Source organism: Planctomicrobium aquicomposti (genome assembly GCF_051466325.1).
In the GTDB taxonomy this organism is placed as follows: domain Bacteria; phylum Planctomycetota; class Planctomycetia; order Planctomycetales; family Planctomycetaceae; genus Planctomicrobium.
Map to the genome: position 1 here is coordinate 4,713,012 of NZ_CP195792.1, position 13,891 is coordinate 4,726,902.

Sequence of the window (13,891 nt, forward strand, 5' to 3'; positions counted from 1 at the left end):
GGGAGGTGAAGCCGGAATTGGTGGAAACTTCACGAAGGCCTTTGAATTCGCGAATTCTGCCGCTTGGCCGCTTGACAGAGTCCGCGGGCCGACCGCAGACGACAGTCCTCGCACTCGCCGCGCAGCCTGAAATCCACGCATTTCGGAATTTCGCCGCTCGACACCGGAGACCGCGTTCCCGCAACGTGCCCGGTGTCCATCGGCCCGGATCTGGTGAGCTGACAAGCCCTGATGGCCGCTGGGTTGTGAATTGAGGGTTTCTGGGGCATCCGGAAGGTTTTGATTCACAGCGGCACCCGATTTCAGTGGCGACCGTGATGACGGACGGGCGAAATCGGTCTCCTACCCTTACTAAACGCTCTGGCACAGCGAATAATGGGAGTTGAGCCCGGCCAGCGTCTGAACTGAAGGGAGAAACACCCCATGCACGTCATGCGACCGGTGAAAATGGACGACCTCGACCGCCTGCTCGAACTGGCGGACCTGACGTCGTTTGGACTGACGACACTCCCCAAAGACCGGGAGCTGTTGCAGAAACGAATCAAGGCCTCGCTGCGGGCGTTCCAGCATCTCGATGACACCGAGCCGAGCGGACAGGCGTATCTGTTCGTGCTGGAAGATCTGGAGCAGAGGCTGGTCATGGGAACCAGCGGAATCGTCGCGAAAGTGGGCGGTTTCGAACCGTTCTATTCCTACCGGATCGAAACCACGGTGCATGAGTCGCCGACGCTGGAGATTCGCAAGGAGATCGAAGTTCTCCATCTCGATGAGAATCACAACGGGCCCTGTGAGATCGGCAGCCTGTTTCTGCATCCTGAGGCCCGGGGGAGCGGGAATGGTCGACTCCTGTCGTTTTGCCGGTTCCTGTTCATGGCGGAGCATCCGCAGTTATTCGATCCCGAAGTGGTGGCCGAGATGCGGGGCGTCATAGACGACCGGGGTCGCAGCCCCTTCTGGGATGCACTGGGGAAACACTTCTTCGATCTCGAATTCCCCAAAGCGGACTACCTGAGCATCGTCAACAAGGAATTCATCGGCGATCTGATGCCGCGGCTGCCGATCTACATTCCGCTGCTGCCAGCAGCTGCGCGGGCTGCGATCGGTGAAGTTCATGAACTGACCCGACCGGCCCGGAAGCTGCTGGAATCCGAAGGCTTTGTATACCGCAATCAGGTCGACATCTTTGAAGCGGGCCCCCTGCTGCACTGCCCTCGCGATGAAATCCGCTGCGTCCGCGAGAGCCGCAGCAGTCCGGTCCTCAGGATCGAAGACCAGATCTCCGCGGGAGTGGATTCAGTGGTCGCTTCCAATTCCGAAGGCTTTCGTGCGCTCCTCGCCCAAGTCGAGGTGACCGGCGAGGGTGTTGTTCTGGACCGGAACGTCGCGAAAGGTCTGCAGTGCCAGGTGGGGGACATCGTGCGGCATGTCCCTCTCAGAGCTGCTGCCAGTTCCTGACGTGTCACTCCATAAGACCTCACAGCCAGTGCATCGAAACTCTTCTTATTTGTGAAGGACGCAGGTGCGGCATGTTGCTGATCAACGGAACATGGGTGGAAGGAGGAGGAGAGCCGTTTCATTCGCAGGAACCGGTCCGTAACGACGTGATCTGGTCGGGCCGCGCCGCGAACGCCGGAGATGTTGAGCGGGCGGTCGAGTCTGCGAGGCGGGCACTCCCCGACTGGAGCCGAAAGGGAATCGCCCAGCGGACGGCATTTTTGCATCGCTTTCGAAGTGAGTTGAAAGAGAACTCCGAACAGCTCACGACACTGATCAGCTGCGAAGTGGGCAAACCTCTCTGGGATGCCCGTACCGAGGTGCAGGCGATGATCGGCAAGGTCGATGCCTCCTTGCAGGCGCTCGAACAGCGCCGGAGTCCGACAGAAATTGCTGTGCCGGGAGGAGCGGGCTGGACGCGCTACAAACCGCACGGAGTGGTGGCGGTGTTTGGACCGTTCAATTTTCCGGGACACATCGCTAACGGACAGATCATTCCCGCGCTCGCTGCCGGGAATACGGTGTTGCTGAAGCCAAGCGAACTGACGCCGCTGTTCGCTGAAGAAATGGTGAGATGCTGGGAGCGGGCCGGACTTCCCCCGGGCGTGCTCAATCTGCTGCAGGGAGCGAGGGAAACCGGAGAACTGATTGTCGATCATCCCGCCGTGAATGGCATCTTCTTCACCGGCAGCCTGCAGACCGGAATTGCCCTGCGTCGAAAGCTGGTAGAACATCCCGAGAAAATTCTCGCACTGGAGTTGGGTGGCAACAGCCCGCTCGTGGTCCATCACGTTCGCGATGCTGCCGCAGCCGCCTACTGGACCGTGCAGTCGGCCTATGTCTCCGCCGGTCAGCGCTGCACATGTGCCCGCAGGTTGATTGTGACCGACGGCAATGACGAGTTTCTGCGGCAGCTGACTGCGATGATTCAAGGACTGAAAATCGGACTCCCCGATGCGGAACCGCAACCATTTTTCGGACCACTGATTCACGCCAAGGCGGCACAGCAGATGCTCGACGAACAGCGACGACTGATCGAGTCTGGCGGCGTCGCGATTGTCCCGGCACAGCCTCTTAGCCTGGGCCCGGCGTTTGTTTCTCCGGGCCTCATCGACGTCACCGATTGCCGCGCGATTGTCGACGAGGAAGTGTTTGGCCCCCTGCTGCAGTTGTACCGGGTCCGTGATCTGCAGGAGGCGATTCAGGTTGCGAACCAGACACGTTACGGACTCGTGGCATCGTTGTTGTGTGACGACCGGGCCGATTTCGAGACCTTTTTTGATGAGGTGCAGGCCGGGCTGATCAACTGGAATCGACCCACCACCGGTGCGAGCGGACTGCTTCCATTTGGCGGAGTCGGCAAGAGCGGCAACCACCGTCCGGCCGGATCGTTCACTGTCGACTTCTGTAATGTTCCGGTCGCCTCCCTCACTTCACCGGCATTAGCGCTGCCGGACGAACTGACGCCCGGAGTTCCCTCCCCATGAACTGGCAGGAAGTCAACTTTGACGGACTGGTCGGCCCGACACACCACTATGGGGGGCTCGGACTGGGGAATCTGGCGTCACAGGCTAACCGCCACGCGATCTCGCACCCCCGGCAGGCTGCGCTGGAGGGGCTCGCCAAGATGAAGCTGCTGGCGGAGAACGGAATCAAACAGGCGATTCTGCCTCCGCATCCGCGACCTCATTGGGGAGTTCTGCGAGAGGCGGGCCTGGCCGGAAGTCCAGCGCAGATCATTGAACAGGCGGCCCGTGAACACCCGGCGCTGCTGTCGATCGCGTATAGCTCCGCCTTCATGTGGACTGCCAACGCCGCCACCGTTTCCCCCAGTCCCGATACGGCCGATGGCAAAGTTCACCTCACGCCCGCCAATCTGGTCTCGACAGCCCATCGCCGCCTCGAAGCCCCCTTTGTCACGAGGCTGCTGCGTGAGATTTTCAACGATTCCCGCTTCTTCGCCGTGCATGATCCGTTGCCGCCCGAGGCACGTCTCGCAGATGAGGGAGCGGCGAATCACCTCAGGCTGTCGAGCCCCTCTTCCTCCGCAGTCGATCGACATGGCACCCCGTCCGTCGAGGTCTTTGTGTATGGCCGCGATGCCGAATCGGAAGGCCAGGCCCGACCGGCCCGGTTCGAAGCGCGACAGACATTGCAGGCGAGTCAGCAGGTCGCCCGGCAACATCGTCTTTCGGACATTCGAACCCTCTTCGTGCAGCAGAACCCGGTCGCCATCGATGCTGGCTGCTTCCACAACGATGTGATTGCCGTTTCAAACGAGAATGTGCTGCTCTGTCACGAGCGGGCCTTCCTGCATCAGGATCAGGTGTTGTCCGAACTCCGCAACCGGGTTCCCGGCCTGCAGATTCTGGAAGTCGCCGAAGCGGAGGTCAGTCTGGCGGAGGCAGTCCGGACTTACCTCTTTAATAGTCAACTGGTCTCCCTGCCAGCGGGGGGCATGCTGCTGCTCTGTCCGGCCGCCTGCTCCACAAGTCCTTCCGTCCAGCGGGTGGTCGAGCGCTGGCTCGCTGGTGACAATCCGATCCGGGAATTCCGCACGGTGGATGTCCAACAAAGCCTGCGAAATGGCGGAGGGCCTGCGTGCCTGCGGTTGAGGGTCGTCCTCAATGACCTGCAGTTGGGAACGGTCAATCCCCGACTCTTTCTGAACGATGCTCTTTACGACGACCTGTGTGCTTGGGTCGAACGGCACTACCGAGCCGAACTGAGCATCGACGATCTGGCCGACCCGCAACTGGCTGACGAAGTCGCTGCCGCGCTCACCGATCTCGCCCAGCTCCTGCAGCTCCCGTCGACCTTCTTCACTCACTGAGAGCCCCGAGCCTCATCCATCTCCTTCCCTCTGCGAGACGCCGCAAACCCTCTGGCTTCGCGTCCGCTGACTCATTCGGCAATTTCTGCCGGTTTCGTCATCACCTTTTTTCATGCGAGGTCGTCCGAATCTCTCAAGTCACCAAAATCGGTTTCAACAAGCTGGGAAGACTTTTCCGATAAATCCGATCGCGGAGTCTCCGCAAGTCCGAATTACGAGATCTCTGACAGCCCCGAGCAGTTTTGCTCAAGTCACTCGAAGGCGACGCAGTCCAATGCACCGATCACGGTTCATGAAAGTCGGCTCAACTCTCGCAACCGCAGCGTGCCTGGCTGTTGCCGGTGGAGCGTCGACGTCGTATGCCCAGTCTCCCAAAGCAAATGCCCCTGCCGAGACTCAGGCTGTCAGCACGAACAAGGATCCGCGCAGCAAGTTCGGTGAAACCCGTCTGAACTTCCTGCAGAAGGAGTGGCCCGAGGTCCTGAAGCAGGTCGCCGACCAGACCGGGTCGACGTTGGAAATGCCGGAAGTTCCCCCGGGGAAATTCACCCGGACCGATTTCGGCAAGCATAGCCGGGAAGACGCCTGCCGCATTCTGAATCGCGACCTGGAAAAAGTCGGATTTCGACTCGTCGCCAGTAACGAACGGCTGATCGTCCAGAAGATCAATCGAACTCATCCCGAGTATCCCCGTCATACCGTGCTCTCCGAGAAGAAGGAGCCGGCACCGCAGAGCAACTCCGTACCGAAACAACTCCCGGCAGATGGGCGGATTCAGCGCATTGGACACGAAGTGGCCGAATCGCAGCCACGGGACGAATCCGTCAAGTTTCAGCCCAGCAACCGCCCGGCGATCGACATTGCCCGGCAGGTGCATGCCACGTTCAAGCAGCGTTCGCACCTCGAAAACAACGGCCCCAATGGCTTTCCCGCGTTTGTGGTTGACCACTTCGACGAAGCTGCGGCCAAGGCAGGTCGCCCGTTATTCGTGATCGAGATCGATACCGCCGGGAATCAGTTGCTGATCACTGCTCCCGCCAGCGTGCAGGTCGGCCTGATGCAGCTGGTGCGCGGCCTCGATGTCAATCCCCTGGCACAGGACAAACAACCGGTGCTGATGGCGGGCGATGGCCAGACTGCTGAAGTCGGCAAGAAGCTCGCGCAGCCGCTGCGGCTCATCGCACAAGCGCAGGAGACCAACAATACACCCCCGGCACAGGCCCAGCCCCCCGCACAGCCCGACGGAGCCACACAGTCCGCTCCGCTGCCGGCCATCCTCGGCAATCTCAAGGGGGACGTCTCCATCGAGGCCATGACCGACCTCGATCTGCTCATTCTGCGAGGAAATGAAAAAGACGTTGAACAGGTGATGGAAGTCATCAAGGCCATCGAACGGATGGCACAGGGGAGCCTGCCCGAAATTCATCTGCTGACGCTGCAGCATGTCGACTCGCAGTCGATGGCGACGCTGCTGAACGACGTTTACACCAAGATGACCGAACTCCGCGCGGACAATGCCCAGCGGAATCAGGCTCAGGTCCGTGTGGTGCCGGTCGTCACTCCGAATGCGGTCCTCGTGCTGGCACCCGGTTCCGCGATGAACTCCATTCTGGAACTGGCCGATCAGCTCGATCAGCCGATCGATCCGGAACATCAGGTGCAGATTTTCCGGCTGGCTCATGCGGTCGCGACGACCGCCAAGGAAATGCTCGACAGCTTCTACGGAACCGAGCCGGTCGGCCTCGGAACCCGCCTGAAGTCGGTCGCTGATTCCCGCACGAACAGCGTGATCGTGCAGGCCCGGCCTCGTGACATGACGGAGATCGCCAAGTTCATCAAGGATCTCGATAGTGAACAGAGCAACGCGGTCAGCCAGCTGAGGGTCATCACCCTCAAGTCGGCCACCGCTACGGAACTGGCCGAGTTCCTGAACAATGCCTTCCAGAGCGCGTTGAATCCGGCCCGCATGACTGCCACCGGTGGCCAGGGGGGACAGATTCAGGGTGGAGGAGCCCAGAACACCACAGCCAAGTCGGTGGTGCTGGAATTCCTGATGGAAGATGGTCAGCAGATGATCCGCTCCGGACTCCTGAACGACATTCGGTTCAGTGCCGAACCGCGGACGAATGCTTTGCTCGTGACGGCATCGGAGCAGAGCTTCCCGCTGATTCAGGAACTGGTCAACATTCTCGACCGCCCCAGTGGGGCTCTAGCGGAGATCAAGGTCTTTCCGTTAATCCACGCCGATGCGGTCGATGCCCAGACGCTGCTGAACCAGTTGTTCAACATTTCGCAGACGAATCAGAACCAGGGAGGATTCGGACAGTCGAGCCAGCAGCAGAATGCTCTCGGATTTGAACTGATCGGAGCCCAGAATTCCTCAAGTGCCCTGGTGCCGATCCGCTTTTCGGTCGACACCCGCTCGAACAGCATTGTCGCCATCGGCGGCGGCGATGCCCTGAGAATTGTGGAAGCGGTGTTGCTGCGACTCGACGCCGCACAGACCCGCAACCGTGAAACGACCACGATCAAGCTGCGGAACAGCTTTGCTCCCGATGTCGCCGAAGCGATCAACGAGTTCCTGCAATCCCAGCGGGACCTGGCCACGCTCGATCCGACCCGCATCAGCACCAGCCAGCTGCTGGAGCAGGAAATCATCGTCACCGCCGAGCCGATCACGAACAGCCTGATCATCAGCGCCACACCGACCTACTTCAAGCAGATCGAAGAACTGGTGAAGAAGCTCGATGCCGAACCGCCGCAGGTCGTGATTCAGGCGATGATCGTGGAAGTCGAGCTCGACAACACCGACGAGTTCGGAGTCGAGCTGGGAGTGCAGGACCCGATCCTGTTTGCCCGCAGCGAGATTTCCGATCTGGTCACGACGACAACCAGCACGCTGGTCCCCGGCGTCGGGACAGTCAATACCACCAACGTGATTTCCCAGAACGCCGTTCCGGGGTTCAACTGGAACAACCAGCCGCTGGGGAACAACAACGGTCCGGGATCGAATCCCTCCAAAATCGGAACACAGGGTCTGACCAGCTTCAATGTCGGTCGGATCAACAATGATCTCGGTTACGGGGGAATGGTCCTCTCCGCCAGCTCCGATTCGGTCAGTGCGCTGATTCGGGCGCTGGCTGCCCGCCGCAATCTTCGCGTGCTCAGCCGACCGCAGGTGACCGTGCTCGATAATCAGCGGGCCATGGTGCAGGTGGGACAGGTTGTCCCCGTCGTGAACGGCGTGACCATTCTGGGAACCGGCGTCGTCAGCCCGAACGTCGAGCAGGGTGAGGCCGGGATCATTCTGACCGTCACTCCACGCATCAGTCCGGAAGGTCAGGTGGTGATGGAAGTCGCCGCCGAGAAAAGTATCTACCGCCTGAATGAAGGGGTCCCCATCTACGTCGACGCCACCACCGGAGCGACGGTGACCGCCCCCATCAAGGATGTCACCACCGCTTCGACCTATCTGAAAGTTCCCGATGGCCAGACGGTCGTCATGGGGGGATTGATCACCAAGAGCGATCAGAGCGTGGAGCGCAAAGTTCCCTGGCTCGGCGACCTGCCGCTGATCGGACGTGCCTTCCGCTATGACCTGTATGAACACAACCGGACGGAACTGCTGATCTTCCTGACGCCACGCATCGTGCATAACGACGCCAGCATGGAGCTGATCAAAACTGTGGAAGCTGGCCGGCTGCACTTCTTCCAGGACGATGTGGAATCCCTGCACGGTCCGATCTTTGGAAATCCCTCGGGCCCGCCAGCCCTCTTCCAGGGAGCCCCTCCCTTTGACGTTCCTCCCATTGCCCCGCCGACCTTTGACGGCAGCAATGAACGCTTGAGACTGCCGCCGCCAGTCGAGGCACCCAGTGCGACACCCACACCGGCTCCCCCGGTGATCGACCCGCTCGCAGCGGAATTTCCGGAGCAGGCCCAGACCGTCATCACTCTGGGGGAACCGCCCCGTCGTCCCTAGCGCGGTTGCTCATTCCAGTTTTCGCGCAGCTGGCGTTTCGTCTGATGAAATGCTGACACTTCCGCGAGGCGAGAACGGGTACACCCACAAACGCATCAGCTCTCGTCCCGCGTCCAGTCTTCCGTTTCCACCGGCATTTGAGCGATCCGTCCATGTCTACTCGCAACGTCGTTCACTGCACCGTCTCTGCCCTGTGGTTGACTCTGTTGGCGGGTGGCTGCTCGTCGATGAATCTGTTTCATCGCGACGGCAGCACTCCCACGGTGACAGCCAGCGCCGAGAATCCGGTCATCGACATGGTCTGCGTCTGGGAGAACGCCACCGGCACCGGACTGGATAACCTGCCCGCGCGGGGCTTTGCCGGCAAACTGATGTTCTTTACGCATCACGATCCGCGACCAGTCCGCATCGCGGGAGCGGTGTCGATCTACCTGTTTGATGATCACGGGGAGATCGAAGAGCAGTCCAAGCCGATTCACATCTTCAACTTCGACGATGTGGCGTTTCAGAACTTCTTCCAGGACACCAAACTGGGGGGAGCCTACCAGCTCTTCATCCCCTACACGCGCGGGGGAGCGCATCATGCCAATTGCTCGCTGCGGGTCCGCTACCTGCCAACCAATGGAACCGCGGTGTATTCGAAGATGGTGACAATCGCCGTCCCGGGAACCGATCGCCCGAAACCGAATGTCCCTCTCGGCAAGACCGCCGGCGAACCCGGAAATGCCATTCAGCAAGTGAACCATCAGGTCGTCACGCCGGAGCCGGTCCCGAGCAAGTTCGCCCAGGAGAGCATCGTCATTCCGAGTGACCTGAAAACTCCTCCACCGGCAGCGGCCGATGCGGGGGATAAAGTCCGTCTGCAGTCCAAGCTGGCAGAGATTTCGAAAACACAGACCGGTCCCGCTTCGGCACCCAGCCCCCTGACCACCATCACCAAGTCAGAGCCGCAGTACCTGCGGGCGAATCGTCCGAATCCGCTCGCGACCGCTGCAAATGAACCCGCAACGCCGGTTACCGAGCCGGCCCCCAAAGCGACGGAACCGGCACTTCCGGAAGTGGCCGCTCCCCCGCCAGCGGCAGCCCTGCATCCCCTGGAAGCCAACTGACCCGATTGCGGCAGGAAGTGAGACTGCGCAATGACACCCCAAGTCATTGGGTGAAGAGGAGTTGCTTCAACCCGGCAGCTGCTGCGCCCCTGCGAACTGATTCTGCGGAACTCGTTGTTGTGTTCGGGGTTCCATTACTGGATGATGTTGTGAAGATCTGAGGAGCCTCCCGATGCGCCGTCCCCTGCTGGTTCTCGCTTTTGTTCCCGGCATTCTGCTGCTCTCTGCACTCGATTGCTCCGCACAGTCGCTGTTCGGCGGTGGAGGGGGCGGTTCCAGCGGAGCAGGTGGTTCGGGCGGCGGCCGATCCGGCTCGGGCGGCGGATCCGGAATGGCGACGGGCGGCTCAATCGGTTCCGGTTCGTCTTCCGGCAGCGGTGGCGGGAGTAGCCGGTCGGGCAGCGGCGGCTCCAACCGCTCAGGCAACAACAGCCAGGGGGGAGCTCAGGCGGGGATCGGCAACAGCCTGCTGAACCTGACAGAGCGCGCGGGGGATTCGATCGGCCAGAACACGTTCGTCGGGCGTTCTGACAACACGTCCTTTGTCGGTCGGACAGGAGCGGCTTCCGCCACGGGCAACCGCGGCCGCAATAACGGTCTGAACAGCCTGATGTCGGCCCTGAGCGGCGCCGATTCCATGAACGGCAACTTCAACCAGAACGGCCTTCAGAACCAGAATACGCAGCGGATCAAACCGCAGCTGCAACTCGGCTTTTCCCCGCCTGAAGTTTCGGCGGTGCACCTCAATACGACACTTCAAAGCAGGATGGCGTCCATTCCCACCTATAGCACCCGGCTCCCCGGCGTGAACTTCGCAGCCGACGACAGTGGCACGGTCACTCTGACCGGCACGGTCTCCAATGACAACGACCGGCGGCTCGCCGAAACACTGATCCGGATGGAACCGGGAGTGCGTGACGTGAAGAACGAGCTGAAGGTCAGGCCCTGACGAGCCTTCGGATGAGACGTTGTCACCCTCCTCCGACGGCCGACGCCGGGCGATTTTCTCGCCTGATCAGTCGCCAAGTTCTTCTGCTTTGCTTACGATAGGCAGGTCAGGGAAAGATCCCCGCCTGAATTCCGAGACGGTGGCATGATGCTCCCCGCCGGGCCTACCGCAACTTGTTTGACTGGAGTGAAGAATGGTGCGCTTGCTGATTGCGGCTGTCGCTGTATTGGCGTTTCAACTCCCCGTTGTTGCCGAGGAATGGGGGTCCGTCAGTGGCCAGTTCGTCATCGATGGTGACGTCCCGGAGCAGGGAAAGTTTGACAACACCACCGCGTGCAACCTCCCTTCAGTGCCGGATGAAAGTCTGATCGTCGATCCCGCCAGCAAGGGGATCAAGAACATCTTCATCTACATGCGAAAGGCTCCCGCTTCCATCCATCCTGACCTGAAGGCCAGCAAGGAAAAGGAAGTGATCTTCGACCAGAAGGGCTGTCAGTTCATTCCGCACGCCCTGATTCTGCGAAACGATCAGACCATCGTCTGCAAGTCGAGCGATCCGATTCCGCACAATCTGCACACCAACCCGATCTTCAACCCGACCACAAACGTCATCGTTCAGCCGAACGATCAGACCGGAATCCGGCTGACCCTGCCGACTGTGGAAGCACTCCCCGTCAAGGTGAATTGCGACATTCACCCGTTCATGAACTCCTACTGGGCGATCGTCGATCATCCCTATGCGGTGATCACCGATGAAGAAGGAAAGTTCAAGATCGAGAACCTGCCGGCAGGGGAACACGAATTCCGCGTCTGGCACGAACTGACCGGCTATGTCCCCCCGAAGATGGGCTTCCCCAAGGACAAAAAGTTCACCTTCAAGGTGAAGGGTGGCGAGAACACAGAGCTTCCCCCGTTCAAAGTTCCAGCTGCCGCTTTCAAGAAATAAGCGCACTCGGTTCCGGCAGAACCGAGTTGAAACCAAAGCGTTGATCAACAGCCCGGCGTGAAAACGTCGGGCTGTTTCCTTTGACGATCCGAGTCCCTTTGACGGCCCGAGTTGGAACGTCTCAGAGCCCGGGGCGTCAGCGCGGGGGTTCTGAGAGTGCCCGGATGAGGTTTCTCTTCTGAAAAATCATGTCAGGGAATCGCGCGCAGCCCGGGCCGCAGCTGCAGCCTGAGGACCGTCTTCTCCCAGCACCGTCAGGTGTCCCATCTTTCGACCAGGTCGAGCCGAGGCTTTGCCGTAAAGATGCAGCGCAATATCCGGCAGCGCCAAAGCGGCTCCCCAGTTCGGTTGCCGGTCTCCCTGCCAGAGATCCCCCAGCAGGTTGGCCATAGCCGCCGGCCGAATCTGCTCGGTTGACCCCAACGGCAGGCCGCAGATCGAGCGGACCTGCTGTTCAAACTGGCAAGTCGCATGGGCATCGATGGTGAGATGCCCCGAATTGTGGGGACGGGGTGCGATCTCGTTCACGAGCAGATCCCCCGACGTCGTCAGAAACATTTCCACACAGAGGACGCCGACGACATTCAGCGAAGTCATGATGGTTGTCGCAATCTCCCGGGCCTGCTTCGCCAGGGTGTCCGACAAGCCCAGCGCGGGAGAGATAGAGAGATCGAGAATGTGATGGCGATGGATGTTCGTAATGGGAGCGTAGGTCCGCACATCCCCCTCGGGATGCCGGACCGCGATGACGGAGAGTTCACAGTCGAAGTCGACGAACCCTTCAAGGATTGCTGACTGTCCCGCAAATCCGGACCACACGCTTTCCAGATCATCACCCGGCTGCAGCAGCCGCTGCCCTTTGCCGTCGTAGCCCCAACTGGCCGTCTTCAGCACTCCCCGACCACCAAACTCCGCCAGGCGGGTCGTCAGTTCAGACAGGTCCCCGATTTCGGCGAAAGGGGCCGTCGGCAGGCCGAAGCTGCGGAGCGCCCGCTTCTCGCGCAGGCGGTTCTGTGAAACTCCGAGCACTTCCGGCCCGGGACGCACGGGGACGAACTTTTCCAGCTGATTCAGCGCTGCGGCGGAGACGTTTTCAAATTCGAGCGTGACCACACTGACTTCGCGGGCAAACTCCGAGAGGGCCTCAATGTCATCGTACGGGGCACACCACTCGCGGTCGGCGACCTGCCCGGCCGGCGTCTGGGCATCGGGCGAGTATACCTGAACTCCGTACCCCAGACGGCGGGCGGCGATGGCGAACATCCGCCCCAATTGACCGCTTCCCAGCACACCGAGACTGGCACCAGGAAGAATCTGCTGAGTCATAATTCCGAGTCTTCCAACACTTTTTGGGTTTGCTCGCGGTGAAAGGCGTGCAGCTTTTCAGACAGGTCGGGCCGGGTCGTCGCCAGAATGCGAATCGCCAGCAGCGCTGCATTCTTGCTGCCGGCCTCTCCGATCGCCAGTGTGCCGACCGGCACCCCTCCCGGCATCTGCACAATAGAGAGGAGCGAATCGAGCCCGTTCAGGGCCTTGCTGCGGACTGGAACACCGAGCACGGGCAACACCGTCTGCGACGCCACCATCCCGGGGAGGTGGGCGGCTCCCCCTGCTCCCGCGATGATCACCTGCAGACCACGAGCTTCCGCCCCTTTCGCGTATTCGTTCATCCAGTCCGGGGTCCGATGAGCCGAAACCACCCGGCATTCATGCGGAACACCGAAGTCCGTCAGGATTTTTGCAGCCGGTTCCATGGTCTCCCAATCGGACCGGCTTCCCATAATGATTCCGACGAGGGGGGCAGCGTCAGGCATAGTTCTATCCACACTCCCGGACAGGGGAGCGATCAGCGTGATTAATTTCTCACTCCCGTCGCGGAAGCGTTCCCGGGATGACTCAACACACCCGGCGCCCGCTAGTGTAACAGAGACCTGTTGCTGAGCAGAAATGAGAGGCGGATGCCCCCTTGCACAGGACCCGCGGGACAATCCACAGTCGGGCAGAGGAAGTTCTGCTCAACTCGTCCCTGCCGAACAAATCTGAGCCATTTGTCACTCGAAGCACGACCGGATGCACGGAAAAGAGCTGCCTGCTCTAAAACTGCTTCTTGCTCTCCAGCAGCAGGGTCGTCGGTCCGTCATTGACCAGTGAGACCTGCATCGATTGCTGGAATCGACCGGTTTCCACGTGAATTCCCTGCCCCCGCACCTCGGCGACAAAGCTCTGATAGAGGGGTTCGGCCTGTTCCGGGCGGGCTGCCGTGATGAAACTCGGCCGCCGCCCCTGTCGGCAGTCTCCGTAGAGAGTGAACTGACTGACGACCAGCATCTCTCCCCCCACATCCGCCAGCGAGCGGTTCATTTTGCCGTCGTCATCTTCAAAGATTCGCAGTCCGCAAATTCTGGCTGCGAGAGAGTTCACATCCTGCTGTGTATCGTCGGTGGCGACCCCGAGTAACACCAGATACCCGTGTCCAATGCGGCCCACGGTCTCTCCATGCACATCGACGTGTGCCGAACTGACTCTCTGGACGACCGCGCGCATCGCTCCCCGATCCCTTCTGCTTTGCCGAACACGA

10 protein-coding genes are annotated in these 13,891 nt (G+C 60.6%); 7 read left to right on the forward strand and 3 right to left on the reverse strand.

Going from position 1 to position 13,891, the window contains the following annotated elements:
• Nucleotides 1-423 precede the first annotated feature (423 nt).
• From SH664x_RS18115 to SH664x_RS18145, 7 genes are all read left to right on the forward strand, one after another.
• On the forward strand, nucleotides 424-1,455 hold the full coding sequence (locus SH664x_RS18115) for an arginine N-succinyltransferase (RefSeq protein WP_437203268.1): 1,032 nt from the start codon (nucleotides 424-426) through the stop codon (nucleotides 1,453-1,455).
• Nucleotides 1,456-1,526: 71 nt separating this feature from the next.
• Nucleotides 1,527-2,981, forward strand: a complete 1,455-nt coding sequence (astD, locus tag SH664x_RS18120) for a succinylglutamate-semialdehyde dehydrogenase (RefSeq protein WP_437203270.1) — start codon at nucleotides 1,527-1,529, stop codon at nucleotides 2,979-2,981.
• Complete coding sequence (astB, locus tag SH664x_RS18125; RefSeq protein ID WP_437203271.1) at nucleotides 2,978-4,327, forward strand: N-succinylarginine dihydrolase; 1,350 nt, start codon at nucleotides 2,978-2,980, stop codon at nucleotides 4,325-4,327. Before astD ends, astB begins: the two co-directional genes overlap by 4 nt.
• Nucleotides 4,328-4,619: 292 nt before the next feature.
• Nucleotides 4,620-8,309, forward strand: coding sequence for a secretin N-terminal domain-containing protein (locus tag SH664x_RS18130; RefSeq protein WP_437203272.1), 3,690 nt, complete (start codon nucleotides 4,620-4,622; stop codon nucleotides 8,307-8,309).
• Between the two features lie 152 nt (nucleotides 8,310-8,461).
• Nucleotides 8,462-9,418 (forward strand): hypothetical protein, encoded by a 957-nt coding sequence (locus tag SH664x_RS18135; RefSeq protein ID WP_437203274.1) that lies wholly within the window; start codon nucleotides 8,462-8,464, stop codon nucleotides 9,416-9,418.
• A gap of 172 nt (nucleotides 9,419-9,590) precedes the next feature.
• The gene (locus tag SH664x_RS18140; protein ID WP_437203275.1) at nucleotides 9,591-10,367 is read left to right on the forward strand and encodes a BON domain-containing protein; all 777 of its coding nucleotides are present in this window, start codon (nucleotides 9,591-9,593) and stop codon (nucleotides 10,365-10,367) included.
• A gap of 193 nt (nucleotides 10,368-10,560) precedes the next feature.
• A complete protein-coding gene (locus SH664x_RS18145; protein WP_437203277.1) occupies nucleotides 10,561-11,313 on the forward strand; it encodes a hypothetical protein in 753 nt (250 codons plus the stop codon).
• A 186-nt stretch (nucleotides 11,314-11,499) separates the two neighbouring features.
• Here the strand turns inward: SH664x_RS18145 and SH664x_RS18150 are convergent, their stop codons facing one another.
• The 3 genes from SH664x_RS18150 to dtd form a co-directional block, all read right to left on the reverse strand.
• A complete protein-coding gene (locus SH664x_RS18150) occupies nucleotides 11,500-12,639 on the reverse strand; it encodes a 5-(carboxyamino)imidazole ribonucleotide synthase (protein ID WP_437203279.1) in 1,140 nt (379 codons plus the stop codon).
• Nucleotides 12,636-13,127, reverse strand: a complete 492-nt coding sequence (gene purE / locus SH664x_RS18155; RefSeq protein ID WP_437203281.1) for a 5-(carboxyamino)imidazole ribonucleotide mutase — start codon at nucleotides 13,125-13,127, stop codon at nucleotides 12,636-12,638. The genes SH664x_RS18150 and purE overlap by 4 nt, the downstream gene beginning before the upstream one ends.
• Nucleotides 13,128-13,407: 280 nt before the next feature.
• A complete protein-coding gene (gene dtd / locus SH664x_RS18160; protein ID WP_437203282.1) occupies nucleotides 13,408-13,857 on the reverse strand; it encodes a D-aminoacyl-tRNA deacylase in 450 nt (149 codons plus the stop codon).
• Nucleotides 13,858-13,891 lie beyond the last annotated feature (34 nt).

Coding starts and splice junctions, on each gene's coding strand:
- SH664x_RS18115 (WP_437203268.1), top strand. CDS start 424: ATGCACGTCATGCGACCGGTGAAAATGGACGACCTCGACCGCCTGCTC.
- astD (WP_437203270.1), top strand. CDS start 1,527: ATGTTGCTGATCAACGGAACATGGGTGGAAGGAGGAGGAGAGCCGTTT.
- astB (WP_437203271.1), top strand. CDS start 2,978: ATGAACTGGCAGGAAGTCAACTTTGACGGACTGGTCGGCCCGACACAC.
- SH664x_RS18130 (WP_437203272.1), top strand. CDS start 4,620: ATGAAAGTCGGCTCAACTCTCGCAACCGCAGCGTGCCTGGCTGTTGCC.
- SH664x_RS18135 (WP_437203274.1), top strand. CDS start 8,462: ATGTCTACTCGCAACGTCGTTCACTGCACCGTCTCTGCCCTGTGGTTG.
- SH664x_RS18140 (WP_437203275.1), top strand. CDS start 9,591: ATGCGCCGTCCCCTGCTGGTTCTCGCTTTTGTTCCCGGCATTCTGCTG.
- SH664x_RS18145 (WP_437203277.1), top strand. CDS start 10,561: ATGGTGCGCTTGCTGATTGCGGCTGTCGCTGTATTGGCGTTTCAACTC.
- SH664x_RS18150 (WP_437203279.1), bottom strand. CDS start 12,639: ATGACTCAGCAGATTCTTCCTGGTGCCAGTCTCGGTGTGCTGGGAAGC.
- purE (WP_437203281.1), bottom strand. CDS start 13,127: ATGCCTGACGCTGCCCCCCTCGTCGGAATCATTATGGGAAGCCGGTCC.
- dtd (WP_437203282.1), bottom strand. CDS start 13,857: ATGCGCGCGGTCGTCCAGAGAGTCAGTTCGGCACACGTCGATGTGCAT.